This window comes from Sphingomonas sp. LR59 (assembly GCF_036855945.1).
Classification (GTDB): domain Bacteria; phylum Pseudomonadota; class Alphaproteobacteria; order Sphingomonadales; family Sphingomonadaceae; genus Sphingomonas.
This window is the reverse complement of record NZ_JASPFL010000001.1, coordinates 2170206-2196766: the sequence shown is the minus strand read 5'-3', so window position 1 is coordinate 2196766 and position 26561 is coordinate 2170206. Positions and strand designations below refer to the sequence as shown.

General features: G+C 66.2%; 24 protein-coding genes and 1 pseudogene. 15 read left to right on the top strand and 10 right to left on the bottom strand.

Annotation, left to right across the window (positions count from 1 at the left end; all coding sequences use genetic code 11):
- Positions 1 to 258: 258 nt before the first annotated feature.
- From QP164_RS10125 to QP164_RS10105, 5 genes and pseudogenes are all read left to right on the top strand, one after another.
- On the top strand, positions 259 to 897 hold the full coding sequence (locus QP164_RS10125; protein WP_332754527.1) for a CerR family C-terminal domain-containing protein: 639 nt from the start codon (positions 259 to 261) through the stop codon (positions 895 to 897).
- Positions 894 to 2054: an HlyD family secretion protein gene (locus QP164_RS10120; RefSeq protein ID WP_332754526.1), complete on the top strand. Its 1161-nt coding sequence runs from the start codon at positions 894 to 896 to the stop codon at positions 2052 to 2054. Before QP164_RS10125 ends, QP164_RS10120 begins: the two co-directional genes overlap by 4 nt.
- Position 2055: 1 nt before the next feature.
- A complete protein-coding gene (locus tag QP164_RS10115; RefSeq protein ID WP_333923048.1) occupies positions 2056 to 3672 on the top strand; it encodes a DHA2 family efflux MFS transporter permease subunit in 1617 nt (538 codons plus the stop codon).
- Positions 3672 to 3944: pseudogene (locus tag QP164_RS10110) on the top strand (efflux transporter outer membrane subunit); the annotation flags it as partial. The gene QP164_RS10115 and the pseudogene QP164_RS10110, both read left to right, overlap by 1 nt.
- 256 nt (positions 3945 to 4200) lie before the next feature.
- Positions 4201 to 5133, top strand: a complete 933-nt coding sequence (locus QP164_RS10105) for an efflux transporter outer membrane subunit (RefSeq protein ID WP_333923047.1) — start codon at positions 4201 to 4203, stop codon at positions 5131 to 5133.
- Positions 5134 to 5836: 703 nt separating this feature from the next.
- On the opposite strand, the gene acnA is transcribed toward QP164_RS10105, so the two are convergent.
- Positions 5837 to 8521, bottom strand: coding sequence for an aconitate hydratase AcnA (gene acnA, locus QP164_RS10100; RefSeq protein WP_333923046.1), 2685 nt, complete (start codon positions 8519 to 8521; stop codon positions 5837 to 5839).
- 279 nt (positions 8522 to 8800) lie between these two features.
- Between acnA and QP164_RS10095 the strand changes: the two genes are divergently transcribed.
- Positions 8801 to 9892, top strand: coding sequence for a lactonase family protein (locus QP164_RS10095; RefSeq protein WP_333923045.1), 1092 nt, complete (start codon positions 8801 to 8803; stop codon positions 9890 to 9892).
- Between the two features lie 25 nt (positions 9893 to 9917).
- Here QP164_RS10095 and QP164_RS10090 read toward each other — a convergent pair whose 3' ends face one another.
- The gene (locus tag QP164_RS10090; protein WP_132741474.1) at positions 9918 to 10193 is read right to left on the bottom strand and encodes a hypothetical protein; all 276 of its coding nucleotides are present in this window, start codon (positions 10191 to 10193) and stop codon (positions 9918 to 9920) included.
- Between the two features lie 360 nt (positions 10194 to 10553).
- Between QP164_RS10090 and QP164_RS10085 the strand changes: the two genes are divergently transcribed.
- Genes QP164_RS10085 through QP164_RS10075 form a run of 3 tightly spaced genes read left to right on the top strand, consistent with a single transcriptional unit; the run spans position 10554 to position 12921 of the window.
- Positions 10554 to 11525, top strand: coding sequence for a KpsF/GutQ family sugar-phosphate isomerase (locus tag QP164_RS10085; RefSeq protein WP_132741476.1), 972 nt, complete (start codon positions 10554 to 10556; stop codon positions 11523 to 11525).
- A gap of 8 nt (positions 11526 to 11533) precedes the next feature.
- Entirely contained in the window at positions 11534 to 12349 is an 816-nt protein-coding gene (gene kdsB / locus QP164_RS10080; protein WP_132741478.1) for a 3-deoxy-manno-octulosonate cytidylyltransferase, read from the top strand.
- On the top strand, positions 12346 to 12921 hold the full coding sequence (locus QP164_RS10075; protein WP_333923044.1) for a histidine phosphatase family protein: 576 nt from the start codon (positions 12346 to 12348) through the stop codon (positions 12919 to 12921). Before kdsB ends, QP164_RS10075 begins: the two co-directional genes overlap by 4 nt.
- A 124-nt stretch (positions 12922 to 13045) precedes the next feature.
- On the opposite strand, the gene kdsA is transcribed toward QP164_RS10075, so the two are convergent.
- Complete coding sequence (kdsA, locus tag QP164_RS10070; RefSeq protein ID WP_333923043.1) at positions 13046 to 13885, bottom strand: 3-deoxy-8-phosphooctulonate synthase; 840 nt, start codon at positions 13883 to 13885, stop codon at positions 13046 to 13048.
- Positions 13882 to 14187: a hypothetical protein gene (locus QP164_RS10065; RefSeq protein WP_333923042.1), complete on the bottom strand. Its 306-nt coding sequence runs from the start codon at positions 14185 to 14187 to the stop codon at positions 13882 to 13884. The genes kdsA and QP164_RS10065 overlap by 4 nt, the downstream gene beginning before the upstream one ends.
- Positions 14188 to 14207: 20 nt before the next feature.
- Here QP164_RS10065 and QP164_RS10060 point away from each other — a divergent pair, with 20 nt between their 5' ends.
- Positions 14208 to 15332 carry a hypothetical protein gene (locus QP164_RS10060; protein ID WP_333923041.1) on the top strand — a complete coding sequence of 375 codons (1125 nt, stop codon included), beginning with the start codon at positions 14208 to 14210 and terminating at the stop codon, positions 15330 to 15332.
- Positions 15329 to 16684, top strand: coding sequence for a cytochrome P450 (locus QP164_RS10055; protein WP_333923040.1), 1356 nt, complete (start codon positions 15329 to 15331; stop codon positions 16682 to 16684). Before QP164_RS10060 ends, QP164_RS10055 begins: the two co-directional genes overlap by 4 nt.
- A 15-nt stretch (positions 16685 to 16699) precedes the next feature.
- On the opposite strand, the gene QP164_RS10050 is transcribed toward QP164_RS10055, so the two are convergent.
- The 4 genes from QP164_RS10050 to QP164_RS10035 form a co-directional block, all read right to left on the bottom strand.
- Positions 16700 to 18244 (bottom strand): DHA2 family efflux MFS transporter permease subunit, encoded by a 1545-nt coding sequence (locus QP164_RS10050; RefSeq protein ID WP_333923039.1) that lies wholly within the window; start codon positions 18242 to 18244, stop codon positions 16700 to 16702.
- A 289-nt stretch (positions 18245 to 18533) separates the two neighbouring features.
- Positions 18534 to 19628: an efflux RND transporter periplasmic adaptor subunit gene (locus tag QP164_RS10045; protein WP_333924231.1), complete on the bottom strand. Its 1095-nt coding sequence runs from the start codon at positions 19626 to 19628 to the stop codon at positions 18534 to 18536.
- 70 nt (positions 19629 to 19698) lie between these two features.
- Positions 19699 to 21120, bottom strand: a complete 1422-nt coding sequence (locus QP164_RS10040) for an efflux transporter outer membrane subunit (protein WP_333923038.1) — start codon at positions 21118 to 21120, stop codon at positions 19699 to 19701.
- Positions 21117 to 21587, bottom strand: a complete 471-nt coding sequence (locus tag QP164_RS10035) for a MarR family winged helix-turn-helix transcriptional regulator (RefSeq protein WP_333923037.1) — start codon at positions 21585 to 21587, stop codon at positions 21117 to 21119. Before QP164_RS10035 ends, QP164_RS10040 begins: the two co-directional genes overlap by 4 nt.
- A gap of 255 nt (positions 21588 to 21842) precedes the next feature.
- Between QP164_RS10035 and QP164_RS10030 the strand changes: the two genes are divergently transcribed.
- The 4 genes from QP164_RS10030 to QP164_RS10015 are packed head-to-tail and all read left to right on the top strand — an operon-like array spanning position 21843 to position 24845.
- Positions 21843 to 22286 carry a hypothetical protein gene (locus QP164_RS10030; protein ID WP_333923036.1) on the top strand — a complete coding sequence of 148 codons (444 nt, stop codon included), beginning with the start codon at positions 21843 to 21845 and terminating at the stop codon, positions 22284 to 22286.
- Positions 22283 to 23581, top strand: a complete 1299-nt coding sequence (locus QP164_RS10025) for a glycosyltransferase (protein ID WP_333923035.1) — start codon at positions 22283 to 22285, stop codon at positions 23579 to 23581. Before QP164_RS10030 ends, QP164_RS10025 begins: the two co-directional genes overlap by 4 nt.
- Positions 23582 to 23583: 2 nt before the next feature.
- Positions 23584 to 24591, top strand: a complete 1008-nt coding sequence (locus QP164_RS10020) for a glycosyltransferase (RefSeq protein WP_333924230.1) — start codon at positions 23584 to 23586, stop codon at positions 24589 to 24591.
- Positions 24555 to 24845, top strand: coding sequence for a glycosyltransferase (locus QP164_RS10015; RefSeq protein ID WP_333923034.1), 291 nt, complete (start codon positions 24555 to 24557; stop codon positions 24843 to 24845). The genes QP164_RS10020 and QP164_RS10015 overlap by 37 nt, the downstream gene beginning before the upstream one ends.
- Before the next feature lie 336 nt (positions 24846 to 25181).
- On the opposite strand, the gene rplA is transcribed toward QP164_RS10015, so the two are convergent.
- Positions 25182 to 25874 (bottom strand): 50S ribosomal protein L1, encoded by a 693-nt coding sequence (gene rplA / locus QP164_RS10010; protein ID WP_056047582.1) that lies wholly within the window; start codon positions 25872 to 25874, stop codon positions 25182 to 25184.
- A gap of 4 nt (positions 25875 to 25878) precedes the next feature.
- Positions 25879 to 26310: a 50S ribosomal protein L11 gene (rplK, locus tag QP164_RS10005; RefSeq protein WP_056047586.1), complete on the bottom strand. Its 432-nt coding sequence runs from the start codon at positions 26308 to 26310 to the stop codon at positions 25879 to 25881.
- Positions 26311 to 26561: the final 251 nt, after the last annotated feature.

Here is a 26561-nt window from a genome sequence, read left to right as displayed (position 1 = left end):
AGGGGCCGGCGTTGCTGTTTCTGGCGTGCGTCGGTGGCATCGTGATCGCGTCGCAGGCATAATTAAGCCTCTTCCGTCATCCTGACGAAAGTCAGGACCCAGAGCCATGCAGTGCGACGCCCGTTACCCTGGGTCCTGACTTTCGTCAGGATGACGGGGCGGGCGCGGAAAGTCGGCGCGAAACGACGCCCGTCCCCTCCGCACAACATGACGCTTTGTTCATTAGGCTGGTTCGTTCGATCGAACTAAACGCCGCCCGTGGTTCAGTCCCGACTCCTAGACATCGCGATCAGCGAATTCGGTACCAAAGGGCTTGAGGGGGCCAGCACGCGCGGGATCGCCGCTGCGGCTGGCACCGCGATGTCGTCGATCACCTATCACTACGGCGGCAAGGAGGGCTTGTACCTCGCCGCCGCCGACCGGATCGCCGAGCGCATGTCCGCGGTGATGGGCGACCCGTCCGAACTGTCGCAGGATCTCGCGGCGGACGACGCCAGCGAGGCCCGCGCCCAGATCCACCGCATCTTCGGCCGACTCGCCGACAAGATGGCCAGCAACGAAAGCGCCGACTGGACGCTGTTCGTACTGCGCGAGCAGATGAAGCCGGGCGAGGCGTTCGAGCGCATCTATGGCGGCGTGATGGGCCAGATGGTGCGCAGGCTCGCCGACCTTGTCTGCATCGCCACCGGCTGTGCCGAGATCCGTACCGGCAGGATCGCGACGATCACCTTGATGGGGCAGGTACTGACGTTGCGCGCAAGCCGCGCGACCTGCCTCAAACTGCTCGAGCGCGACACGCTCGAGCCCTCCGACATCGACGATATCAAGGCGCGGATCGACGCCAATATCGACGCCATTCTCGATTCGATGCGTGCTGAAGAACAGGGCCAGGCATGACCGACCAGACGAACCACTCCGAAAACGACCACGACGAGGATCGCAAGGACGATCCCAAGGGCGAGGATCAGCAGTCCGACACCGAACAGCAGGACGAGTCCGACGACGACAAGAAGCCGTCGGTGTTCAAGAAGCCGCTGTTCTGGATCATCCTCGTCATTGTCGTCGGCGGGCTGATCATCGGCGGCGTGCTCTACTGGCTCCACGCGCGGCAATTCGAATCGACCGACGATGCGTTCGTCGACACGCATATCGTCCGCCTCGCGCCACAGGTCGCCGGCACGCTGGTGCAGGTCGCGGACATCGACAACCGTCATGTCGAAGCCGGGCGCCTGCTCGCGGTGATCAAGGCGTCGGGTCGCGACGCGCAGGTCGCCGAGGCGCAGGCGAACGAATCGCAGGCGCGCGCGCAATATGCTCAGGCGCAGGCGCAGGTCACCGCCGCCGAGGCGCAACGCCAGCAGGCCGCCGCACAGGCGCGCGTGCCGATGGCCGCCGCGGTGAAGGCGCAGCAGGATCTCGCGCGCTACGAGGCGTTGCTCCGGCTCGACCCGAACGCGGTCGCAGGGCAACAGCTTGATCAGGCGCGCTCGACCGCGCGCCAGACCGCTGCCGATGCCGCCGCCGCGCGCGAGCAGATCGACACCGCCGCGGCGCAGATTGCGGTCGCGCGGAAACAGGTCGGTGCCGCCAGGTCGGTGATCGACGCCAAGCGTGCGCTGGTCGATCAGGCCAATGTCAGCATCAGCGATCTCCGCCTGACCGCGCCGGTCGCGGGGCAGGTGGTCAACCGCTCGGTCAATATCGGCTCGTATGTCGCGCCCGGCACGCAGCTGATGGCGATCGTCCCCGACCAGATGTGGGTGACGGCGAACTTCAAGGAAACGCAGCTCACGCTGATGAAGATCGGCCAGCCCGTCGACATCCATGTCGATGCGTATCCCGGCGTCGACTTCAAGGGCCATGTCGACTCGATCCAGCGCGGCGCAGGCCAGGCGTTCGCCCTGCTGCCCCCGCAAAATGCGACCGGCAACTATGTGAAGGTCGTCCAGCGCGTCCCCGTCCGTATCGTGTTCGACGCGAAGAACGGCCCCGATCCGAAGCGCTATCCGATCGGCCCGGGCATGTCGGTGGTGCCGACCGTCAAGGTGCGCTGAGGTGGCGAAAGCTCCTGCGAAGGCAGATGCGGGCGGCGGTCATACGTGGTCGCCGAGCCGGTCGGCGGCGGGCAAATACAGCCCGTGGCTGATCGTCGCGATCATCTCGATCCCCACCTTCATGGAGGTGCTCGACACCTCGATCGCCAACGTCGCGCTCGATCATATCTCGGGCGGGTTGTCGATTACGACTGACCAAGCGACGTGGGTGCTGACCAGCTACCTCGTCGCCAACGCGATCGTCATCCCGATCTCGGGCTGGCTGTCCGACGCGATCGGCCGGAAGCGGTATTTCCTCCTCTCGATCGCATTGTTCACGCTCGCGTCGCTGCTCTGCGGCCTCGCACCGAACATCGGTACGCTCGTCGTCGCACGCGTGTTGCAAGGCATCGGCGGCGGCGGATTGGCGCCGGTCGAACAGTCGATCCTCGCTGATACCTTTCCGCCGAAACAACGCGGGATGGCGTTCGCCGCCTTCGCGATCGTCGTCGTCGTCGGCCCCGTGCTCGGGCCGACGCTGGGCGGCTACATCGTCGAATATTCGAGCTGGCACTGGGTGTTCCTGATCAACGTTCCGGTCGGCATCGCCGCGTGGTTCCTGGTCGAGACGTTCGTGGACGAGCCGGACCAGGTGAAGAAGGACCGCGACGAACGCTTCAAGAACGGCCTGACGATCGACTATATCGGCGTTGCCTTGGTCGCGCTGGGGCTCGGCTTCCTCGAACTCACCTTCGATCGCGGCGAGCGCGAGGATTGGTTTTCAAGCGGCTTCATCGTGATGTCGGCGATCATCGCCGCGGTGTCGCTGGTCACGCTCGTCATCTGGGAACTGAACCACAAGGACCCGGTGATCGACCTCAAGCTGCTGAAGAACCGCAACTTCGCGCTGACGATCGGCGTGATGGGCGTCACCGGCATGATCCTGTTCGGCACGACGCAGCTCATTCCGCAGATGCTGCAGCAGGTGCTCGGCTACAGCTCGCTCGATGCCGGCCTTGCGTTGACCGCGGGCGGTCTTGCGACGCTTGTCATGGTGCCATTTGCAGGGCGACTAAGCGGGCTGGTCGACGTCCGCTTCCTCCTGTTCCCCGCGTTGCTGGTGCAGGCGTTCGCGCTGTGGAACATGAGCCACCTGACCGCCGACATCGCGTTCTCCGATGCGGCGTTCGCGCGGCTGTTCCAGGCGATGGCGCTGCCGTTCCTGTTCGTGCCGATCAACGCGATCGCCTATGTCGGGCTCAAGCAGACGCAGACCGCGCAGGCGTCGAGCCTGCTCAATGTCTCGCGCAACCTCGGCGGCACGATCGGCATCTGCTTCGCCCAGACGCAGCTCGCAGGCGGGTTGCAGCGGCATCAGTCGGAACTGACTCAGACGCTCAACCCGCTCGATCCGAACTACAACGACTGGATGCAGAAGGCGACGAGCGTGTTCGGCGGGCAGGGCGACGCTACGACGCCGTTGGCCGTTCTCTACAGCCAGATGCAGCGCCAGGCGACGATGCTCGCGTTCCTCGACGTGTTCCGCGCGATGATGGTGGTCGTGCTGGTCGTCGCGCCACTGGTTCTATTCATGCGCTCCGGCAAGACCGGCAGCGCGCCCTCGGGAGGGATGCATTGATGCGTGCGCGGTTCATGGTGGTTGCGGTTGCGGCCCTGCTCGCGGGGTGCACCGTCGGCCCGAATTACGTCGCTCCCGAGATGGCAGTGCCGCCGGCGTTCGTCGGTCCGCAAGCGAGCGTCGGCGCGACCGTCGACCCGGCGCGGTGGTGGTCGGCGTTCGGCGATCCGCAGCTCGACGGGCTCGTCGAGCGCGCGCTCAAGGGCAATCCCGACATCGCGATCGCCGCCTCGCGCGTGCGACAGGCGCGGTTGCAGGAGATCGTCGCACGGTCGCAAGGGTTGCCGAGCGTCAACGCGAGCGCCAGCCCGAGCCATATCGAGTTCAGCAAGAACGCCGGCCTCTCGTCGATCGCACGCGCGTTCAGCGGCGGTACGGGGGCGGGTGGTACCGGTTCGACCGGCGGTATCGCGCTGCCCGGTAGCGGGATCACGACGTACTCGGTCGGGTTCGACGCAAGCTGGGAGCTCGACCTGTTCGGCGGCGTCCGGCGCAGCACCGAGGGCGCGCGCGCGCACCGAAGCTGCAGTGTGGTCGAAACGCGATGCGGCGGTGACACTCGCCGCCGAAGTCGCGCAGGCGTATTTCGCGCTGCGGCTCGACCAGGCGCAGCTCGCGACGATCGAGGGCGAGATCGCCAACCAGCAGCGCGCGCTGACGATCGCGGGCAACATCGCCAAGGTCGGCCTCGTCCCGCCGATCGACGTCACCCGCCAGCGTGCTTCGATCACCTCGACTCAGGCGCGCGCCGAACCGGTCCGCGCCGATGTCGATGTCCGCATGCACGCGCTGGCGATCCTGCTCGGCGAGCCGCCCGCGACGTTGATGACCGAACTCGCGGCACCGTCGGTCGCTCCGCTCGGCGTACCGACGATCCCGGCGGGCCTGCCCTCCGAGCTGTTGCGGCGGCGTCCTGACATCCGCGCGGCCGAACGCGATCTAGCTGCCTCGACCGCGGATATCGGTGTCGCGGTGGCGGACATGTATCCGAAGTTCAGCCTCACCGGCATGAGCCAGCTAATCTCGACCGCGCTCGGCAATCTGTTCTCCGGCGACAGTCTCCAGCTGACCGCGAGTGGCGCGGCGCAGTTCCCGCTGCTCGACTGGGGCCGGCGCAAGTCGACCGTGAAGTCGCGCGAGGAGGACCGTGAGCAGGCGTATCTCCGCTATCGCTCGACCGTGTTGCAGGCGTTGCGCGACGTCGAGGACCCATTGGCGCAGATCGCCGCCGAGCGGCGTCGGAATGCGGCGCTGCAACGGGCGATCGTCGATGCACAGAGCAGCGCGAAGGCGGCGGAGTCGCAGTACCGGACCGGGTTCGTGGCGCAGAATACGCTGCTGGATGCGCAGACGGACGTGCTGGCCGCCCGGGAGCAGCTGGTGGCTAGCGACGCGCAGTTGCGGCAGCTGACGGTGGCGTTGTTCAAGGCGCTCGGTGGCGGGTGGGAGCAGGCGGAGTAGCGCCACCGTCTGGGTGCATGCTGCGATCCCCGGATTAAATTATCGTCACGTCGATTCCGACATATCGCTGCAACATATCGGGACGAAAGGGTGTGTGTCGCCGCTCCCTCTCCCCCTGTGGACGGCGACTTGACCGGGTCTCCCTGTCCCGGTCTTCTCCCTGAACTACGGGGCGACCATCACGGTCGCCCCGCCTTTTGCGTTCAGGGACGGAGCTCGAATAGCATTCGCGCCACGCGTCTGCCTTCCGCCACGCGTCTGGGCCCGTCACGCCCCCAATATCCGTCACCCCAGCGAAAGCTGGGGTATTTCTCGTGGTGGGTGACCCTCGCCAAACCGGAATATTCCAGCTTTCGCTGGAATGACGGCAAGGCAAAAGTATCGCCTGCCATCATCCGCCGACACACCCATCCGCCATACCCGTCACCCCAGCGAAAGCTGGGGTATCTCTCGTGGTGGGTGACCCTCGCCAAACCGGGATATTCCAGCTTTCGCTGGAATGACGGCGGGGAACATGATCGACGCTTCGTCGTCCGCCAAAACACGTCATCCCAGCGAACGCTGGGATATCCCTCGTGATGGGCGACGTGGGCCTCACGGAGATATCCCAGCCTTCGCTGGGATGACGGTCGTTTTAGGTAGCTAACGGCTTGGACGGCGACGCGTCCGTCGTCCCGGATCGCTCCGGGACGACGTTGCAGCCTTACGCAGCCAGCTTGCGCAGGACGTAGTGGAGGATGCCGCCGTTGAGGAAATATTCCAGCTCGTTGACGGTATCGATCCGGCACTTGGTCTGGAACGTCTCGCTGGTGCCGTCGGCGCGGGTCATCTTGACCATGACGTCCTGGCGCGGGCGGATGCTCGCGACGTCGAGGATCGTGAACATCTCCGAGCCGTCGAGACCGAGCGTCTTGCGATCGGTGCCTTCGGCGAACTGCAACGGCAGCACGCCCATGCCAACCAGGTTCGAGCGGTGGATGCGCTCGAAGCTCTCGGTGATCACGGCGCGGACGCCGAGCAGGTTGGTGCCCTTCGCCGCCCAGTCGCGCGACGAGCCGGTGCCGTATTCCTTGCCGGCGACGATCACGAGCGGCGTGCCGTCCTGCTTGAAACGCATCGCGGCGTCGTAGATCGCCATGACTTCGCCGTCGTACTTCGACATGCCGCCTTCGACGCCGGGGACCATCTCGTTCTTGATGCGGATGTTGGCGAAGGTGCCGCGCATCATCACGTCATGGTTGCCGCGGCGGGCGCCATAGCTGTTGAAGTCCGCCCCGCTGACCTGATGCTCCTGCAGGAAGCGGCCTGCGGGCGAGTCGGCCTTGATCGAACCGGCCGGCGAGATGTGATCGGTGGTAATCGAATCGCCGAGGATCGCGAGCGGCTTGGCGTCGATGATGTCCTGCACGGGGGCGGGGGTCATCGACAGGCCGTCGAAATAGGGCGGGTTGGCGACATAGGTCGACCCGGCGCGCCACTGGTACGTGTCCGAGCCGGTGACGTCGATCTCGCGCCACTTGGAGTCGCCCGCATAGACGTCGCCGTAGCGCGCCGCGAACATCGTCGCGTCGATATTGGCGTCCATAGTGCTGCGGACTTCCTCGTTGGTCGGCCAGATATCGCGCAGATACACGTCCTGTCCGTCCGAACCCTGACCCAGGGGCGTCTCGATCATGTCGGTCGTGACGGTGCCCTTGATCGCATAGGCGACCACGAGCGGGGGCGATGCGAGGAAGTTGGCGCGAACGTCGGGCGATACGCGGCCCTCGAAGTTGCGGTTGCCCGAAAGCACCGACGCGGCGACGAGGTCGTTCTCGTTGATCGCAGCCGAGATCGCAGGGGCCAGCGGACCCGAGTTGCCGATGCAGGTCGTGCAGCCATAACCGACGAGGTTGAAGCCGAGCGCGTTGAGGTCAGCGGTGAGGCCGGCCTTGTCGAGATAGTCGGTGACGACCTGCGAACCGGGGGCGAGCGAGGTCTTCACCCACGGCTTCGACTTGAGGCCGAGCGCGTTCGCCTTGCGCGCGACGAGCCCTGCAGCGACCAGCACCGACGGGTTCGAGGTGTTGGTGCAGCTGGTGATCGCGGCGATCACGACGTCGCCGTCGCCGATGTCATGCTCGCGGCCTTCGACCGCGACGCGGGCGGGCTGCTCCTTGTGGTACAGCTTGTGTAGGTCGCTGTTGAACACCTCGTCGACCTTGTTGAGGCTGACGCGGTCCTGCGGGCGTTTCGGACCGGCGAGCGATGCGACGACGGTGCCCATGTCGAGCTCGAGCGTATCGGTGAAGACGGGGTCCTCGGCGTTCTCGTCGCGCCAGAAGCCGTTGGCCTTGGCATAAGCTTCGACCAGCTCGACATTCTCATCGGACCGTGCCGTGAGGCGCATGTAATCGAGCGTCTTGTCGTCGATCGGGAAGAAGCCGCAGGTCGCACCGTATTCGGGCGCCATGTTGGCGATCGTCGCGCGATCGGCGAGCGTCATCGACGACAGGCCGGGGCCGAAGAACTCGACGAAGCGGCCGACCACACCCTTGGCGCGCAGCATCTGCGTGACGGTGAGCACGAGATCGGTGGCGGTGATGCCCTCGTTCAACTTGCCGAGCAGCTTGAAGCCGACGACCTCGGGGATCAGCATCGACACGGGCTGGCCGAGCATCGCGGCCTCGGCCTCGATCCCGCCGACGCCCCAGCCGAGCACGCCGAGACCGTTGATCATCGTCGTGTGGCTGTCGGTGCCGACCAGCGTGTCGGGATACGCGATCATCGTGCCGTCGCCATGGTCACCCGACGACGCCGACGACCAGACGGCCTGGCCGATATATTCGAGGTTCACCTGGTGGCAGATGCCGGTGCCGGGGGGGACGACCTGGAAATTGTCGAGCGCCTTGCTGCCCCACTTCAGGAACTCGTAACGCTCGATGTTGCGCTCGTACTCGAGGTCGACGTTGTCGTGGAACGCCTGCGGGGTGCCGAACTCGTCGACCATCACCGAGTGATCGATGACGAGGTGGACGGGGACCTGCGGGTTGATCTTCTCGGGGTTGCCGCCGAGCTTGGTCATCGCGTCGCGCATTGCGGCGAGGTCGACCACGCAGGGAACACCGGTGAAATCCTGCATCAGCACGCGGGCCGGGCGATACTGGATCTCGCGGTCGCTGCGACGCTCCTTCTGCCAGTCGACGATCGCCTGGATATCCTCGCGGGTGACGGTCACGCCGTCCTCGAAGCGGAGCAGGTTCTCGAGCAGCACCTTCATCGAGAAGGGCAGGCGGCTGATGTCGCCGAGCTGTTCCGACGCCTTGGCGAGGCTGTAATAGTCGTACGACTTGCCGCCGGTGGAGAGGCTGGTGCGGGTCTTGAGGGTGTCCTGGCCGATGGCAGTCATAGGGGTCCTTCCCGTGGGCGTCGGGCCGCCGGGCGCCGAGGGAAAGCAGCCATATAGGCCACGCGGGCGCGTCGGGGACCGAGCGAAAAATGCTGTTACCCGAGGGGCCTTAGCAAGGGGGAGCGGATCGGGGAAGGGCGCGGGTGGCCGGCGGGAGAGGATAACTGCAATTGCGGTAAGCATGACCGCGCGCCCGCCCCGCGACGACCCATCGGGCGAGCATCGTCGATCGACACGATCCGCCTTTCTTCGCCGATGGAACAGCGTAAGGCCCAGGTGATGACGCGCCATGACCCCGAACCGCAAACCGACAGGCCTGCCGCATCGCTGTGGATCGGGACCTATGCCGGTGGCGGCGGGGAGGGGGTGTATCCGTTGCATCGCGGTGCCGGGGAATGGACGATGCCCGCGCCGGCACATCCCGCGCAGAACTGTTCGTTTGGCGTCCATGCCGCGCGGTTCGATCTTCATTATCTGGTCGACGAGCATGGCGGGTCGGTCGGGGTGTTCCGCAGGCGCGAGGATGATGGCCTCGCGTCCTGGGATTGCCTCGCACAAATACCGACTGGCGGCGTCGCACCGTGCCACATCGCGCTTGATCGCAGCCAGTGCTGGTTCGCGGTCGCCAATTACGCCAGCGGCAGCCTGTCGGTGCAACGCCTCGACCCGCAGACCGGTCTCCCGGTCGGCGTGCCGATCGTGCGGCAAAACACCGGGTCGGGGCCGAATCCCGATCGGCAGCAGTCGCCCCACGCGCATTGGGTCGGGTTCAGCCCGGATAATCGCTGGCTCTACGCCACCGATCTCGGCACCGATCAGGTGCTGGCGTTCGCATTCGATGCCGAGGACGGTACGCTCGGTCAGCCGATTGTCGCACTGGATGCGCCACCCGGCTCAGGGCCACGCCACCTTCTGCTGCACCCCCACCGACCGGGGTTGGCCTATCTCGCGTGCGAGCTGACCAATCACCTGGTCGTCCTGGAGATCGAGGGGGCGGTGTTCCGCCCGCGCAGTACGGTATCGACCCTGCCGGCCGATGCGGCACAGGGGTCGATCGTCGCGCACATCGCGGCAAATGCCGCGGGCAACCGGCTCTACGTGTCGAACCGGGGCGACGACAGCATCGCCGTCTTCGCACTCGATGACGAGGGCGAACCGGTGCTGCTCCAGCATGTCGCCAGCGGCGGGGCCTCGCCGCGATTCTTCCTGTTGCTCGAAGACGAGCGCCAGATGATCGTCGCGCACGAACGCGATCACCGCGTGACGCTGCTCGATATCCAGTCGGACGGCACGTTGTCGCTGACCGCGACCGGCATCGTCGTTCCCGGTGCGGCGTTCGTGTTCGATAGGCGGTCTCGAACATCCGCCTGACTACGCGCCATTTCCCGCCAATCGCCTAGCTCACGCTCGCGATCAGCAGCGTCAATTCATCGCGGACCGGGTTCAGTTCGATCCGGCTCGGGCGGAGCGCCCGCCGCTTGCCGGGATACGCGGCACGCACGGCATCGCACAGATCCTTGACGGGAACGCGGATGCAGGCGCCCTCGTCGCAGACCAGCCGCGGCGTGCTCACGGTGTTGCCGCAAGTCGGTATCTCGCCGGCGATCGCCGGTGCGGTGCTCAGGAAAAGGCATGCGGCTGCGACCCGCAAAACGGGTGTCGTGATCGTCATAGGTCTGGCCCCCACAGGCGTTTGAACTTGGTAACCAGATCATTAGGCTTGAAAAGTTTCGGTATCGTTTCGATTTCGCCGCCGCCGGGACTAAAATCGCGAACGATCCAGGAATGGCACGTCGCTATCGATATTGTACGCATCGTCTATTGTTGTCGGCGAGCAATTCAGGATAATATCCGGGACTGAATTCGATCGGACAATAAAAACAACGATCAAATAAAATTGTGTATAGGACGTGGGGGCATTCCGGTTCGATGATATCGAATACGGTGATCGGCAAAGCCTTGAGAGGATAAAGATTACACGGGGGTGATAATCATGACGGCGAGATCGGCGGTAGCAGTACGAACATTGGGCATGTCGCGAACCGCGGCATCCGCACTTCGGACGCTCGCAATCACGTCGGAAGGGCTCGAAGCGCTGTTTGATCGCTTCACGGACCGATCATTTTCCGAAGCTTTCGAACAGCTTGTGCAGCAGATCTATCGACTTAGCGGGCGAGTGATCGTCACTGGCATGGGCAAGAGCGGAATCATCGCGCGCAAGGTCACTGCGACGCTCACCTCGACCGGTACGCCTGCGATGTTCCTCCACCCCGCCGAAGCGGGGCATGGCGATCTCGGCATGATCACCGACAAGGATCTGGTGTTGATGATCACGCTCTCGGGCGAGAGCGCCGAGCTCGCGCCGATCATCACCTATTGCAAGCGCTTCGGTATCCCGATGGCCGCGATCACCTCACGCGCGCGTAGCACGGCGGGACGCGCGGCGGACGTGCTGATCAACCTCCCGGCGGTGCGCGAGGCTTGCCCGATCGCGCTGACGCCGACCACCTCGTCGACGCTGCAACTCGTGCTCGGGGATGCGCTGGCGATGGCGCTCGTCGACCTGCGCGGTTTCTCGGCGGACGATTTCTACAAATTCCATCCCAATGGCCGGTTGGGCGCGCAACTGCTCAAGGTGCACGACCTGATGTCGACCGGCGGCGACGTTCCCAAGGTCCGGCCCGATGCCAGCCTGCTCGATGCGACCACCGAGATGACGCGGGCGCGGTTCGGAGGCACCGCAGTCGTCGATGCCGAGGATCGGCTGGTCGGCGCGTTCACCGATGGCGATCTGCGCCGAACGATCACCGGCGGCGGCAGCATGGCCGCGCGCGTCGATGCGTGGATGACGAGCAACCCGATCAAGATAGCCCCGAACGAGCTTGCGTCCGAGGCGCTTCGCCGGATGCAGGCGAACAGCGTGACGATGATGTTCGTCGCCGATGCCGGCTATCTGCTCGGTGTCATCCACATGCACGATACGTTGCGCGCAGGCATCGCCTGACCATCCTGGTGGTCATCCCCGCCCGCGGTGGGTCGTCGCGGCTGCCGATGAAGCCGTTGCGGACGATCGCCGGGCTCAGCCTGCTGCATCGGACGATCGGGCTCGGTCGCCGCGCGATCGCACAGCTCGACGATGCCACGCTGGTCGTCGCGACGGACACGCCGGAAATCGCAGCGCATGCCCGCGCAATCGGGTGTGAGGCGATCATGACGCGGCGGGCGATCACCTCGGGGTCGGGGCGTGCGCTAGCCGCGGCGATGGCGACGAAGACGCAGAGCGGCCTATCGCCGAGGATCGTCGTCAATCTCCAGGGTGACGCACCGTTCCAGTCGCCTGCTGCGGTCGCGGCGGTGACAGCAGCGCTGTCGGTCGGAACCGCGGATATCGCGACGTCGGTGGTACGGCTCGACTGGTCGGCGCTCGACGCGCTGCGCCTGCACAAGCGAACCGCACCGTTTAGTGGCACCACGTGCGTGCGCACCACCGCGGGGCGGGCGCTGTGGTTCTCGAAGCAGATCCTGCCGGCGATCCGCGACGAAGCCACCGTGCGGGCGCTATCGATGACGCTGTCGCCGGTATGGCGGCATGTCGGGCTCTATGCATATCGGCTGGCCGCGTTGCAGGCGTTCGAAGCGTCTGCGCAGACCGAACTCGAGCGCCATGAGGGGCTCGAGCAGCTTCGCCTGTTCGAGCTCGGCCTGACGATCGATGCGGTCGAGATCGCGCCGGCACGGTTCGACATTTCGGGGATCGATACGGAGGCGGACATCGCCCGGGCCGAGGCGTTGATCGCGGCGCATGGCGATCCGCTGGACGATCCATGATCGCGCGCGTGTTCGTCGTCCGCCACGGCAATACGTTCGGGACGGATGATGCGCCGCGCCGGATCGGCGGTCGCACCGATCTGCCGCTGGTCGTCACCGGCCGTGAACAGGCGCGCGCGCTGGGTCATGACTTTGCGCGGCGCGGCATCGTCTTCGATCGCGTCGTCTGCGGTCCGTTGCGTCGCACCCGACAGACGGCCCAGATCCTGCTGGCGGCGGCGGGGCAGGACCGCGCGGTGACGATTGCCGAATGGCTGCGGGAGATCGACCATGGGCCCGACGAGAATCGCTGCGAAACCGCCGTGCTCGCGCGCGTAGGGCAACCCGCGCTCGATGCCTGGAACACCGATGCGGTCGCCCCCGATGGGTGGCAGGTCGATGCCGATGCCCGTCGGAGTGCCTGGCGCGGTGCACTGGCCGCCGCCGCCGGTACGCTGCTGGTGGTCACGAGCAGCGGACACGCCCGCTTCGCCTTGCCCGGCGTGACGAGGTTGCGCACCGGCGCCTACGGGATGATCGCGGTGGGCGCGAACGCGCCGCCCCTGGCGGTGAGTTGGGACGTGCGTCCGTGACCCGCCGGACTTAGTCGGGGTATCGCTGCCGGAATCGCCGTTCCGTTCCAACCTTGCCGAGACGGCCATTGCCCCCGACGCGCAGTTTCTGGCGCGTCGGGGGAAGGCTATAAATGCGCGGCGCTTACGCCTTCACTACTTCGTCGATGGCGACCAGCTTCGCCAACAGCGGTGCGATCCAGTCGAGTGGCAACATGATCGCCCCGTCCGATGGCGCGTTGGCGGGATCGTCATGCGCTTCGGCGAACACCGCGGCGACGCCCGCCGCGACCGCTGCACGCGCCAGCACCGGCGCGAAGTCGCGGTCGCCACTCGAGGAGTCGCCGTGACCGCCCGGCGCCTGCACCGAATGCGTCGCGTCGAACATCACCGGATAGCCGGTGCGCGCCATGATCGGCAGCGCGCGCATGTCCGATACGAGCGTGTTGTAGCCGAAGCTCGCGCCGCGATCGCACAGGATGATGCCCTCGTTGCCCGTCGACGCGATCTTCGCTGCGACCGCCGTCATGTCCCACGGTGCGAGGAACTGGCCCTTCTTGACGTTGACCACGCGTCCCGACCGCCCTGCCGCGAGCAGCAGGTCGGTCTGCCGGCTGAGGAACGCCGGGATTTGCACGATGTCGACCGCGTCCGCGACCGCGGCGACCTGGTCGACCGCGTGCACGTCGGTCAGCACCGGACAGCCGAACGCGTCGCGAACGTCGGCGAGTATCCGCAGGCCTTCGTCGAGGCCGATGCCGCGCCGGCCCGTGCCGGAGGTCCGGTTTGCCTTGTCGTAGGAGGCCTTGAACACGAACGGTACGCCGGCGGCGCGTGTCGCAGCGACCAGATAGTCGGCCAGCCGCAGGCTATGGTCGCGGCTTTCGATCTGGCATGGCCCACTAACGAAGACGAACGGCAGGTCGGAGGCGAACGTCACCGCGCCGACGGTCACGCGCCGGATAGGCGATGGCGCAAGCGTCATGACTGCGCCTTGACGAAACGTCGCACCATCTGACCTCGCCAAAGCCAGTACCCCGGGTGATAATTGAAGAAAAACCAACCGAACCCGCGAGATGCCAGCAGTGCAGGGATCGCCATCGGATCGTTTTGATCGCGCATTCCGCGATAAAAGTCAGTATCTGCCGCGTATCGATCGGATTCACTGCCGCCACCGGCAATACCGTAAGCGTTATCGTGTAATTGACAGCCCCGATTGCGATTATATTTGCGGTGATCCAAGAGGTGGCAATAGTTGCGTTCAGGCGGTTTTTCGTCAGTCGGCATGCGGGAAGTAGGCGGCGATCGTGACGATATTCAAGCGCAAAGTCTTTTACGTCGGCGGCTTCGATCCCCGCGGCGTGCGTTTTTATTACAATCTCGCCAAGGAACAGCTTGGCCGCTATGCCGACAAGACCGGTGAGACCGTCGCTATCTCGCGTCGCCGCAACGCCTCGCCGATCCGCAGCGACTGGACGATCCGCAACGATACCGCTGACGCGACCACCGACTATAGCTTCCTGCGGTGGGAGGACATCGTCCAGCAGGCGTGGATCCGCAATCCGGTCCAGCTCGGCCTGCGCGCCGCCCGTGTCTATGCCGGGTATTTCCGCCTGTTCGATTTCGCCACCGTCAGGAAGCTCGCCACCGGCCCGCTGGTGACGATGCTCTATCCGCCGATCCTCAGCATCCTGCTGCCCTTGCTGCTCGCGCTGCCGGTGTTCCTGATCGCGCTGCTCTGGCTGCCGTGGTGGCTCGCGCTCGGCCTTGGCCTCGTCATCGGCGGCGCGGGCGCGATCCCGCTGCTCGACGCAATCCGCGCGCCGTGGCTGCTGAGGTTCGCCGTGTTCAACGGCGAGTTCGGCGACGGCGAGGGCAGCCCAGCGCTCCAGGCACGGCTCGACGCGTTCGCCGACGAGATTGCGAAGGACCTGCACGGCGATCATGACGAGGTGCTGCTGGTCAGCCACAGCAACGGCTCGATCCTGGCGATGCTGCTGATGGCGCGGCTGCTCAAGCGCTATGACGGCATTCTGCCGGCGAACTTCGTGCTCGTCACCTATGGCCACTGCATCCCGCTGGTCGCCTGCCGCCGCGACGCGGTGCGGTTTCACGCGCGGCTTCGGTACCTGTCGCGCCAGGATTTCCGCTGGATCGACATCGGCTCGCCGCCCGACGGCGCGGCGTTCTTCGGGGCGAACCCGCTGCTGCTGGTCGGCCCGTCGCCGCGCCCGCGGATCGAGCTGCTCAGTCCGCGCTTCCACCGGTTCTACGAGCCCGAAACCTATCACAAGGGCTGGCGCAACAAATACGAGATTCATTTCGACTATCTGCGCGTCGGCGACCGCGTGAGCCCGCTCGATCTGCCCAGCCTCACCGCATCCGCGCGCGGCATCGAGGCGTCGGTCGTGGCGTTCCGGACGATCGCATGAGCGTTCGCTTCACGCCGCCCTATCCACAGCCGCACGCCACCAGATCCTCGCTGTTCAAGCGGTTCCTGCGCGGCTGGAATTCGTGGATCCACGTCCTGTTCGACAAGAGCTACACGATGAAGATGGGCGAGATGCATCTGCCCGCGCTGTCGTTCTACATCGCCAACGAGCTGCCGCTGGTCCGCCGTATCCTCGAGACCGATGCGGCAATATTTCCCAAGCACGCCTTTCTCCACGACCTGCTCGATCCGCTGATCGGCAATTCGGTGTTCTCGTCGAACGGGCAGGACTGGCGCGATCAGCGCGCGATGGTGAACCCCGCGTTCGGCCATACCGCGCTGAAGGGCGTGTTCCCGATGATGGCCGCGGCGGTCGACGATCTGCTCGCGACGATGCGCGGCCTCGACCTGGCGAAGCCGGTGGCGATCGATCCGCTGGCGACGCACATCGCCGCCGACGTGATCTTCCGCACGATGTTTTCGCAGCCACTCGATGCGGCCGGCGCGCGCGAAATCTTCGAGGCGTTCCACGAGTATCAGAAGCAGGCGCAGCGCAGCGCGATGCTGCGGCTCTATCGCCTGCCGGGGCTCGGCTATCTCGGCCGGGCGCGTCGCGCCGCCGCACGAATCCACGCGGTGTTCGCGGGGATCGTCGCCGAGCGCTACGCGGCAACGCATGCGCGCGGCGAACGCGGCGCGGACATCCTCCAGTCGCTGATCGATGCGCGCCATCCGCGGACCGGCGCAGCGTTCACCGAGCACGAGGTGATGGAGCAGGTCTCGACGATCTTCCTCGCCGGGCACGAGACTGCGGCGAGTGCGATCACCTGGGCGCTGTACCTGCTCGCGCGCGACCCGGCGTTGCAGGATGCGATCCGCGCGGAGGCGGGGGAGGGGCCGCTCACCTACGAGTCGCTGAAGTGCCTGAGCGTGACGCGCAACGTCTTCCGCGAGACGCTGCGGCTCTATCCGCCGCTGAGTTTCCTCGTGCGCAGCGTCACCTGTCCGGTCGACATGCGCGACAAGCATCTCGATCCCGGCGCGATGCTGGTCGTGTCGCCGTGGCTGGTCCAGCGCAACCGCGACAATTTCCCCGAGCCGCACGGCTTCGATCCCGATCGCTTCGACGATCCCACGCAAGCCGACGCGTGTCGCCACGCCTATCTCCCGTTCGGCAAGGGGCCGCGGGTGTGCATCGGCGCGGGGTTCGCACAACAGGAGGCGTTGCTGACGCTGGCGGGGATCGTCCGCACGTTCGATCTCGCGACGATCCCCGGCGACGATCCCGAACCGATCAGCCGCCTGACGCTGCGCGCGGGCAACGGCGTCCGGCTGAGGCTGACGCTGCGCTAATGATCGTCCTTCCGCTCAATCCGCCGCGATCGGACCCTTGGGAGGATCGGGGCGGCGGGTGAACCAGACCAGCACGATCAGCGCGAGGCATAGCCACGACGACAGTCGGAACAGGTCGGTCGACGCAAGCAGATACGCCTGCCCGACCAGCTGACGCGTGACGACGGCGGCGGATTGCACGTCGGTCAGCCCCATCCGTGCCAGCCCCTCGCGCGCCAGCTGATATGGCGAGCCCGCGCCGACCGCCTCCGACAAGCGGCTCTGGTGCAACGTCTCGCGTCGGTCCCACGCGGTGGTGATCAGCGACGCCGCGAAGCTACCCGCGGTGATGCGGACGAAGTTCGAGATGCCGGTCGCCGACGGCAGCCGCTCGGCGGGGATGCGGTCGAACGAGATCGTCAGCATCGAGAGGAAGAACGTGCTCATCGCGATCCCCTGGACCAGCATCGGCAGCATCAGGTCGTAGAAGCTCGCATAGGTCGTGTAGCCCGAGCGCAGATAATAGGAGTAGCCGAACGCTGCGAACGCCACGCTGGCGAGGATGCGCGCGTCGAACTTGCCCGCGAGCTTGGCGACGAACGGCGTCAGGATCACCGCGACCGCACCGCTGGGGGCGGCAACCAGTCCGGCCCAGGTCGCGGTATAGCCCATCTGCGTCTGCAACCAGAGCGGCAGCAACAGCGTGTTGGCGAAGAACACCGCATAACCGAGGCAGAACGCGGTCGTGCCGATCGCGAAATTGCGGTTCTTGAACAGCGTCAGGTTCACCGCGGGGTTGGCGTCGGTGAGCTCCCAGATCAGCCAGCCGACAAAGCCGATCGCGGCGACGATGGTGGCGATGACGATCCGGTCGGCGGCGAACCAGTCGTCGTTCTTGCCGAGATCGAGCACGATCTGGAGCGCACCGACCCACACAACCAGCAGGATCAGCCCGACCTGATCGATCGGCAGCTTTCGCGTCGGCGTGTCGCGTTTGCCCAGCTTGTTCCAGCAGATGAACGCGGTGAACACGCCGAACGGCACGTTGATCAGGAAAATCCAGCTCCAGTGATAGTTATCGGAGATGTAGCCGCCGAGGATCGGTCCCATGATCGGCGCGACGAGCGTCGTCATCGACCAGATCGCGAGCGCGGTGCCGCGTTTATGCGCGGGGAAGATCGCGATCAGCAGCGCCTGGCTGCCGGGGATCATCGGCCCCGAGACGGCGCCCTGGAGGACGCGGAAACCGATCAGCGAGGGCAGGTCCCACGCGATCCCGCACAGGAACGAGGCGATCGTGAAGAGCGCGACGGACACGCAGAACGTCCGCACCACGCCGAACCGGCCCATCAGCCATCCGGTGAGTGGCACCGCAACGCCGTTGGCGACGGCAAACGCGGTCACGATCCAGGTCGAGTTGTCGCTCGACACGCCGAGGTTGCCGGCGATCGTCGGCAGCGAGACGTTGGCGATCGTGGTGTCGAGCACCTGCATGAACGTGCCGAGCGCGAGCGCGAACGCGGTGAGCGCGAGCGATCCGCCGAGGAGCGGGGCAGGGCCGGTGGTGGAGGCGGCGGCCATCAGTTGGCGCTCCGGTCAGGGTACGCCACCCCAACTAGGCCACCACCCCGGCGGAGGCCGGGGCCCAGTTGGGGAACGTTGCTAAAGGAGGACAGCACTCCGTTACGACCACCTCTCCAACTGGGCCCCGGCCTGCGCCGGGGTGGTGCAGTATGTGAAGCCATTCCCAGCAAGAGACGTGTTCTCCCGCGAAGGCGGGAGCCCAGACTGGGCTCCCGCCTTCGCGGGAGAACAAGAAGGCGGGGGCCGAATGCAGGCCGGCACGCCACACCCTGATAACGCCCAAGCATCACCGGTTCGCCGCGATGATCTGCCGGATCTTCGCCTCGACCGCAGCATCGCCCGCGCCCGTCGCCAGCCCCTTATACGCCGCCACGGCAGGCCGCCCGACCATCGTCCCCGACTTGTCCGCCGTCGCGACGATCGCGTTCACCGACAGCCCGACCCGCAACGGGTTGCGCCGCAGCTCGCCCTTGTCGAGCGCGATCCGTACCGGCACGCGCTGGGTGATCTTGATCCAGTTTCCGCTCGCATTCTGCGGCGGGAGCAGCGCGAATGCGTTGCCGCTGCCTGCGCCCAGCCCAACGACGTGGCCATGATAGACCAGGTCGTCGCCGTACATATCCGCGGTCACCGTCGCTGCTTGCCCGATCCGCAGATCGCGCAACTGCGTCTCGCGGAAGTTCGCATCGACCCACACGCGGTCGAGCGGCACCACCGCCATCAACGGCATCCCCGCCGACACCTGCTGCCCGAGCTGCACAGTCCGCTGTGCCACCACGCCGTCGATCGGCGCGACCACATGCATGTGGCTCCGCGTGATCGCCGCGCGGCGATAGGCCGCGATCGCCGCCATCACCGCCGGGTTGTTCGACACGGTGGTGCCGGCAACGCCGCTACGCGACTGCGCCTGCTGGCTACGCGCGAGTTGCAGCGTCGCGCTCGCCACCTTCACCTGATCCGCCGCATGGCTCAGTTCCTCACCCGAGATCGCGCCCTCGGCCGCCGCGCCACGCCGCCGCGCGAGGTCGTTCCGCGCCCGCGCCAGCTCGGCTTCCGCCTGCACGACCGCGGCTCCGGTCTCGTTCACCTTCGAAAAATCCGACCGGGTCGACCGCACCGCCCGCGCCAATTCCGCCTCGGCCGAGGCGACACCGACATCCGCGGTCGCCGCATCAAGATCGATCAGCGGCTGGCCCGCCTTAACCACCTGCGTATTGTCGGCATGGATCGCGGTCACCTGTCCCGGATCGCGCGCGGTGATCGAGACGACGTCGCCCGCGACATACGCGTCGTCGGTCTCCTGCTCGGGCGCGGCGAGCAGGAAATGGAACACCGCCCACACGATCGCGCCGATCAGCACGACCACGCCGAGGATCGTCAGCGCACGCTTGCGACGCTGCGGATTGCCCGCAGGCGCAACAGGCTCGGCAGCGGGGAAGTCTGCGTATCGGTCATCGTGTCACACCCTGAAAATCGAAACCACCACCCAGCGCCAGCACCAGCTGGACGCGGTGTTGCGCAGAATTGGCGGCAAGATCGGCATCGGCCTGTTCGGCGGCGAGCAACCGCACGTCGTTGTCGACCAGATCGAGCCGGCTATCGAGTCCGCTCGACACGCGGATCGCGTTCAGCCGCCCGGTCTCGGCATAGCCGCGCACCACCTCGCGTTGTCGCTGTCGGTCGGCATCCAGTGCCCCGATCCGCGCGACCGCATCCGCCGCCTCGCGCACCGCACCGATCACGCGGTCGTTATAGTCCGCCGTCGCCAGATCGAGCGCCGCGGTCGCTCCCGCCAGATCCGCCTTCAACCGGCCGCTATCGAAGATCGGCAGGTGGATCGCCGGCCCGACGCCGACCGTCCCGGCATCGAGCGACACCAGATTGCCAAGCCCGATCGCCTGGAACCCTGCCATCGCCGCCAGATTCACGTTCGGATAAAAGGCGCGCCGTGCCACCTGACGTCCCGCCGCCGCCGCCTCGATCCGCGCCTGCGCCGCCGCGATATCGGCCCGCCGTACGAGCAGATCGGCGGGTACCGACGCCGGCAACGGCAATACCGCATCGAGCTTCAACGCGGTCGCACCGATCGTCGCCGGATAGTCCACCCCGCGTCCCGCCAGCGCCGCCAGAGCGTTCTTCGCGAGCACCTGCGCCGCCTGCGCGCGCACCAAAGCCTGTCGCGCCTGCGCCAGCAACGTCGTCGCCGCCTGCGCATCCAGCTTGCTGCCGAGCTTGTTGCGGATCCGCACGTTGACCAGCCGCAGCGTGTTCTCGCGCGTCGCGATCGTCCGCGTCGCGATCCCCGCCTGCGCCTCGGCGCGTTCGAGGTCGATATAGGTCTGCACCACCGCCCCCGACAGCGCCAGCCGCGCCGCCGCCAGATCGAGCGCGGCCGCGCGCACTGACGCGCGTGCGCCAACGATCGCAGCCTTCTGCCGCCCGAACAGATCGAGGTTCCACGACAGGTTCGCCGCCACCGTCCCGACGAACCGCGTCGACCCCGCATAGGGCGGCGGGATCGTGTAGCGCCCACTCAGCCGCGCATATTGTTCCTGCGCATCGAGCGTCACGTTCGGGCCGTTCTCCGCGCGGTTCGTCGACAAGACCGCCTGCGCCTGCGCGACCCGTGCGAGGGCGGCATCGAGCGACGGATTGCCCGCTACCGCATCGGTCACCAGCCGGTCGAGTTGGCGGTCGCCGAACCCGCGCCACCAATCGGCGGCGATGACCGGTGCAGCGGTCATCGCCGCCGCGTCCGACAGCCCAAGCGACGGCCCGGCAAGCGGCGCCACCGCGGTTTGCGACTCCGGGATCGCACATCCCGCCAGCGATCCCGCCAGCGTGGTGGCCAGCAACAGCCTCGTTCGGGTCATGCTTCTCGGTCCTCGATCGCTGCGGACTCGAGCGTCCCGCGCAGTTTCTGCATCAGCCCAATCATCGTTTCGACCTCGCTGCGATCCCAGTCCACCAACACGCGGTTCCAATAGGCTACCGCCCGATCGCGACAGTCCAGCGTCACGGCCGTCCCTTCCGGGGTGAGCATCAAATTCACGACGCGACGATCGTCGGTCGCTCGTGTGCGGGTGACCCAACCCTGCTGCTCCAGCGTATCGACCAGCCGGGTTGTCGCACCCCGATCGTGGGCCAGATCGCGCGCCAGATCCGCGCAAGTGTTCGCGCGACCGAACCAGATCGAGACCATTGCCGACCATTGCGTCACGCTTGGTCCCGCACCGGCGAACAGCGGCTCGAGCGCACCCTGCACTCCTTGATTGATACGCCGCGCGAGGAAGCCCAGCGAGCAATCCGGACCGAACGCCTCTGTCGTATAAAAATCCATGTAGTTGCCTTGGCAACCATTGCCGATGCAGTCAATCCACGTTGCCCGATACGGTAAGGATCACACCCTTGCACGTCCTTCCGCCCCGGCTATGGTACGGCAACGTTGCTGCCCGTTCCGGCAACCGTCTCACCGGCCTGATCGGGCACGCGGGGAGAGTAAGGCCTCGGTATCGGTGGGCGCCGCAGGGTGACCAGCCGTCGATCGCGAGCCCGACCCGCTCATCACCCGCACCACGAAGAGGCAATCCGTCCTATGACCGTGGAGAGTATGTTCATCGATTCCGGCGTGGTGGTCGCCGGCAAACTCGTTCTTGCCGGATGGACGGTGGCGGATGGCGATCCGGTCGCGATCCGCCTGGAGACGGCTGACGGTCGCGTCGGCGAGGCGGCGGTCGAATGCTGCGTAAGGTTCGACCGCGCCGACGTCGCCGCGATGTATGGCCGTCAATCGATCGACGTCGGCTATGTGATCGGCGTCGCGATCGAGCTGTTTGCCGGGCTGGACCTGTTCGAGTCGCGCCTCACGCTGACGGTGCTCGGCGCTGCCGGCAATACGGTCCATAGCCAGCCGTTCGCCGTGGCGAAGCTGGTGGTGGGGCCGGACGGTGTGGCGGCCGACCAGCGCTGGCCGATCGAGCTGATCGTCGACCACGGGCTGTTTGCGCCGGAGATCGCGCGCGCGGTGCGATGGGGGTGAATGGCGGTACCACGGTCGAAACCGCGCAGGTCTTCCTGGATAGCTGGGCACCGGTCGGCAACGGATTGATCCTCAGTGGCTGGATCGAGAATGCGGGAGCCCGACAGGTCGTGATCCTGACCGATACGCTCGATGCCGTGCGGGTCTCGGCCGACCTGGCAATTTTCGACAGACCCGATGTCGCCGAGGCAATGCAACGCCGCGGGAGCGTGGTCGAGACGACACACCACGGGTTCCTGACGACGATGCCCTTGGTCGATCGTGCGACGCGGCGGCTGTTCGTGCTGGCCGATCGCGGCGGCACGGCAACGCCGCTCGGTGCGCTCGCGCTGCGCGACGATCGGGTGGACAGCGTGGAGAACGCGCTGAACAATTTTGCGACCTATTTCGGTGGCACCGCGCTGCCCGCACCGGCGACGATGCTGCGCCATGCCGGACCCTTACTGACCGCGCGATCTGCCCATGCCGTCACGCACGAGGTGATACGGCTGTGCGAAGCGGCGGAGCCGCCTCGGCTGTCGGTGATCATCCCGCTATACGCACGGCCGTTCCTGCTGCGCGCGATCCTCGCCAACCAGTCCGCGTATCCCGCGGGCACAGAGTTCATCTACGTCAGCGACGATCCGCGCCAGCACCTGTTCGTCCGCAACTATCTGCACGATCGACGCAGCCTGATCGACCGGCCCACGACCCTGGTGATCAACGGCGGCAATTACGGATTTTCGGTCGCGAACGCGATCGGGGTTGGCGTTTCACGCGCGCCGCTACTGCTGTTCCAGAACTCCGATGTGTGGATCGAGGACGGGCAAGCGCTGACGGTGGCGGCCGCCGATCTGGATCAGGGTCGGTTCGGGATCGTCGGGTTTCGGCTGTTGTACGAGGACGATACGCTGCAACATGACGGTATGGTCCTGCGCAGGGGCCGCCATGTCCACGACCTGTTCGCCGCTGAGCATCCGGGCAAGGGACTGCCTCCCGTGCCCGTCGATCCGGGTAAGCCCGTGACGATCGCGGTGCCAGCGGTCACCGGGGCGATGATGATGATCGCACGCGACTGGTACGAGACGCTGGGCGGGTTCGATCCGGGCTATGTCCGCGGCGATTTCGAGGATGCCGATCTGTGCATGCGCTCGGTCGCAGGCGGTCGCCCGATCGGTCTGGTCCGGAGCGGCGGGATGCGGCATCTCGAACGTCAATCGCTCGTCCTCAGCGGCGGCGAGGCATTGCGCAGCGCGATCACCTATCTCAACTGCATCCGCTTCAACACGCGCTGGCAGCAGGAACTGGCGGCGTGACTATGCGGGTCCTGATCCTAGCGCATGGCCATCCGGCCTTCTCGACCGGCGGCGGCGAGCAGGCAGCGCATGCCCTCTATGCGCGGTTGCTCGGTCGCGACGACATCGCGCCGGTGCTGGTCGCACGCGCGCCGCGAAGCGCGATCGGCCACGATGCGTCGTTCGGCGCATTCGGCGCGAGCCCGACCGAAATCCTCGCCGATCCGCCTGGCCAGGAGCATTTCTCGCTCGAGAGCACGCATTTCACCGTGCTGGAGGCGATGGTCGGACAACTGCTCGAGCGGTTCCAACCCGACATCGTCCATATCGAGCACCTGGCGTATTGGAGCCTCGACGTCGTCGAACTGCTCGCCCGCGCGCGCGTCCCGGTCGTGCTGACGCTGCACGAGTTCCTGCTGATCTGTCACAATGACGGCCAGATGATCAAGACCGACGGCCGGCTCTGTCGCGACGAATCCCCCGTCGCGTGCTCGGCCTGCTTTCCGCATCACAGCGCCGGCGAATTCTATCTCCGCAAGGCGATGATCCTCCAGCGGCTGGCGCCCGTCGCGCGGTTCGTCTCGCCGAGTGCGTTTCTCGCCGACCGCTTCGTCGACTGGGGCCTCGATCGCGCGCGCATCACGGTGATCGACAACCCGCTGTCACCCGATCTGATCGCGCAAGGGGCAGCGGCCGATCCTGGACGATCGAACGATGGTGTGACGCGGATCGGCTTCTTCGGGCAGATCAATCCCTACAAGGGATTGGACGTGCTGCTCGAGGCGGTGTCGCAGATCCCGCCGGCGTTGCGCGGATCGCTCGCGGTCGGCATCCACGGCGCCAACCTCGATATTCAGGGCGATGATTTCCGGACGAGCGTTGCAGCGTTGCTCGATGCCAACGCCGATGTCGTGACCAACAAGGGGCGCTACGCCAACACCGACGTCGCCGCGTTCATGCGCCAGTATGACTGGATTGTCGTGCCCTCGATCTGGTGGGAGAACTCCCCGTCGTCATCCAGGAGGCGCTGATCGCGGGCCGGCCGATCCTGTGCAGCGCGATCGGCGGCATGGCGGAAAAGGTCGCGGGCGACGAGGCCGGCATCACCTTCCAGCCCGGCAACGCGTTCGATCTCGCGCGCACGCTCGTCGATATCGTCGAAGGCCGGATCGTCGCGCCCGACATGGCGGCGGCATATGCGGTCGAAGCGGAAGAGGCGCGGGTGACGCAGTATGTTTCGGTGTTCGCGACCACGCTCGATCCCAGGCGCGCGCTGGCGGAGTAAGGGCAGGGGCGGGATCGCTCCAGACCTGAGTGTCGCGCCACCTCACGATCCTCCCCCGCCAGGGGGAGGTGGCTGGCGCCTGCCAGACGGAGGGGGCGGAAGGCGACATCCGCTGTTGCGTGTCCTCCCCCTCCGTCACCTTCGGTGCCACCTCCCCCTGGCGGGGGAGGATTGAATTCCGCTCGCCCGGACACGCAAAAGGGCCGGGATTGCTCCCGGCCCTTTTCTGTCTCTAAGCGGCAGGACGGGAGTAAATCCCGTCCCCGTCGGTCGCGGTTACCCGCGCCGGCCGCGCTTTCGCCGTCTCGTGGCTAGCTTGCGCTAGCCACGTGCGGCTCAGGCGCCAGCAACCTCGGTCGTGTCGACCTTGATGCCCGCACCCATGGTCGACGAGATCGCGACCTTCTGGACGTACTTGCCCTTGGCGCCGGTCGGCTTGGCCTTGACCACCGCGTCGACCAGTGCGTCGAAGTTCGCGCGCAGGTCTTCCGCCGGGAACGACGCCTTGCCGATGCCCGAATGGATGATGCCGGCCTTCTCGACGCGGTATTCGATCTGGCCGCCCTTGGCTGCCTGAACGGCTGCCGCAACGTTCATCGTCACCGTGCCGAGCTTCGGGTTCGGCATCAGGCCCTTGGGACCCAGCACCTTACCGAGGCGACCGACGATGCCCATCATGTCCGGGGTCGCGATGCAGCGATCGAAATCGATCGTGCCACCCTGGATGATTTCCATCAGATCTTCTGCGCCAACGACGTCTGCGCCTGCTGCGAGGGCCTCTTCAGCCTTCGCGCCGCGGGCGAACACGCCGACGCGGACGGTCTTGCCGGTGCCCTTGGGCAGCGTGACGACGCCGCGGACCATCTGGTCTGCGTGACGCGGATCGACGCCCAGGTTCAGCGCGACTTCGATCGTCTCGTCGAACTTCGACGTGGCGCCCGACCGCGCGAGACCGATGGCCTCGTCGATGCCGTGCAGCTTGACGAGGTCGACCGTGACGGCCTTCTGCTTCTTGCTCAGCTTAGCCATGATATCAGCCCTCCACCACTTCGAGGCCCATTGCGCGGGCGCTGCCTTCGATGATCTTCGTCGCAGCGTCGATATCGTTGGCGTTGAGGTCCTTCATCTTCGTCGTGGCGATCTCGCTCAGCTGGCTGCGCTTGATCGTGCCAGCGACGACCTTGCCCGGCTCCTTCGAACCCGACTTGAGACCAGCGGCCTCTTTGATCAGGTACGATGCCGGCGGGGTCTTGGTCTCGAACGAGAACGAGCGATCCGCATAGACCGTGATGACGGTCGGGATCGGCATGCCCTTCTTCAGTTCGCTCGTGCCGGCGTTGAACGCCTTGCAGAACTCCATGATGTTCACGCCGCGCTGACCCAGCGCAGGCCCGATCGGCGGCGCGGGCTTTGCCTCGCCTGCAGGCACCTGCAGCTTGATGTATCCGGTAATCTTTTTAGCCATGTCACTCTCTTTATGTGAGCCTAGCGGTGATGGCGGCCGTCTCGCGACAGCCTCCCGCAATTCCAACAGTGAAGGTGGAAGCCGGCGCGCATAGCCGAAAACCCGCAAAGCGGCAACACCTGCCCTACCTTACTTCTCCTCCGCGTCTCCGCGCCTCCGCGCGAACCCCGAATCTTCTGCTCTTCGCGCCTTTGCGTAAACAGATCCGGCAGAGTGACACCCGATCCCCACACCCGTCTCCCAAATTAAAT

What these genes read in the sequence shown, in the direction of transcription:
- QP164_RS10095 (WP_333923045.1), top strand. Translation starts at nt 8,801, where the DNA reads ATGACGCGCCATGACCCCGAACCGCAAACCGACAGGCCTGCCGCATCG.
- kdsA (WP_333923043.1), bottom strand. Translation starts at nt 13,885, where the DNA reads ATGACGCTTGCGCCATCGCCTATCCGGCGCGTGACCGTCGGCGCGGTG.
- rplK (WP_056047586.1), bottom strand. Translation starts at nt 26,310, where the DNA reads ATGGCTAAAAAGATTACCGGATACATCAAGCTGCAGGTGCCTGCAGGC.
- QP164_RS10090 (WP_132741474.1), bottom strand. Translation starts at nt 10,193, where the DNA reads ATGACGATCACGACACCCGTTTTGCGGGTCGCAGCCGCATGCCTTTTC.
- QP164_RS10085 (WP_132741476.1), top strand. Translation starts at nt 10,554, where the DNA reads ATGTCGCGAACCGCGGCATCCGCACTTCGGACGCTCGCAATCACGTCG.
- QP164_RS10020 (WP_333924230.1), top strand. Translation starts at nt 23,584, where the DNA reads ATGCGGGTCCTGATCCTAGCGCATGGCCATCCGGCCTTCTCGACCGGC.
- acnA (WP_333923046.1), bottom strand. Translation starts at nt 8,521, where the DNA reads ATGACTGCCATCGGCCAGGACACCCTCAAGACCCGCACCAGCCTCTCC.
- QP164_RS10050 (WP_333923039.1), bottom strand. Translation starts at nt 18,244, where the DNA reads ATGGCCGCCGCCTCCACCACCGGCCCTGCCCCGCTCCTCGGCGGATCG.
- QP164_RS10035 (WP_333923037.1), bottom strand. Translation starts at nt 21,587, where the DNA reads ATGGATTTTTATACGACAGAGGCGTTCGGTCCGGATTGCTCGCTGGGC.
- QP164_RS10040 (WP_333923038.1), bottom strand. Translation starts at nt 21,120, where the DNA reads ATGACCCGAACGAGGCTGTTGCTGGCCACCACGCTGGCGGGATCGCTG.
- QP164_RS10075 (WP_333923044.1), top strand. Translation starts at nt 12,346, where the DNA reads ATGATCGCGCGCGTGTTCGTCGTCCGCCACGGCAATACGTTCGGGACG.
- QP164_RS10120 (WP_332754526.1), top strand. Translation starts at nt 894, where the DNA reads ATGACCGACCAGACGAACCACTCCGAAAACGACCACGACGAGGATCGC.
- QP164_RS10055 (WP_333923040.1), top strand. Translation starts at nt 15,329, where the DNA reads ATGAGCGTTCGCTTCACGCCGCCCTATCCACAGCCGCACGCCACCAGA.
- QP164_RS10065 (WP_333923042.1), bottom strand. Translation starts at nt 14,187, where the DNA reads ATGCCGACTGACGAAAAACCGCCTGAACGCAACTATTGCCACCTCTTG.
- rplA (WP_056047582.1), bottom strand. Translation starts at nt 25,874, where the DNA reads ATGGCTAAGCTGAGCAAGAAGCAGAAGGCCGTCACGGTCGACCTCGTC.
- QP164_RS10030 (WP_333923036.1), top strand. Translation starts at nt 21,843, where the DNA reads ATGACCGTGGAGAGTATGTTCATCGATTCCGGCGTGGTGGTCGCCGGC.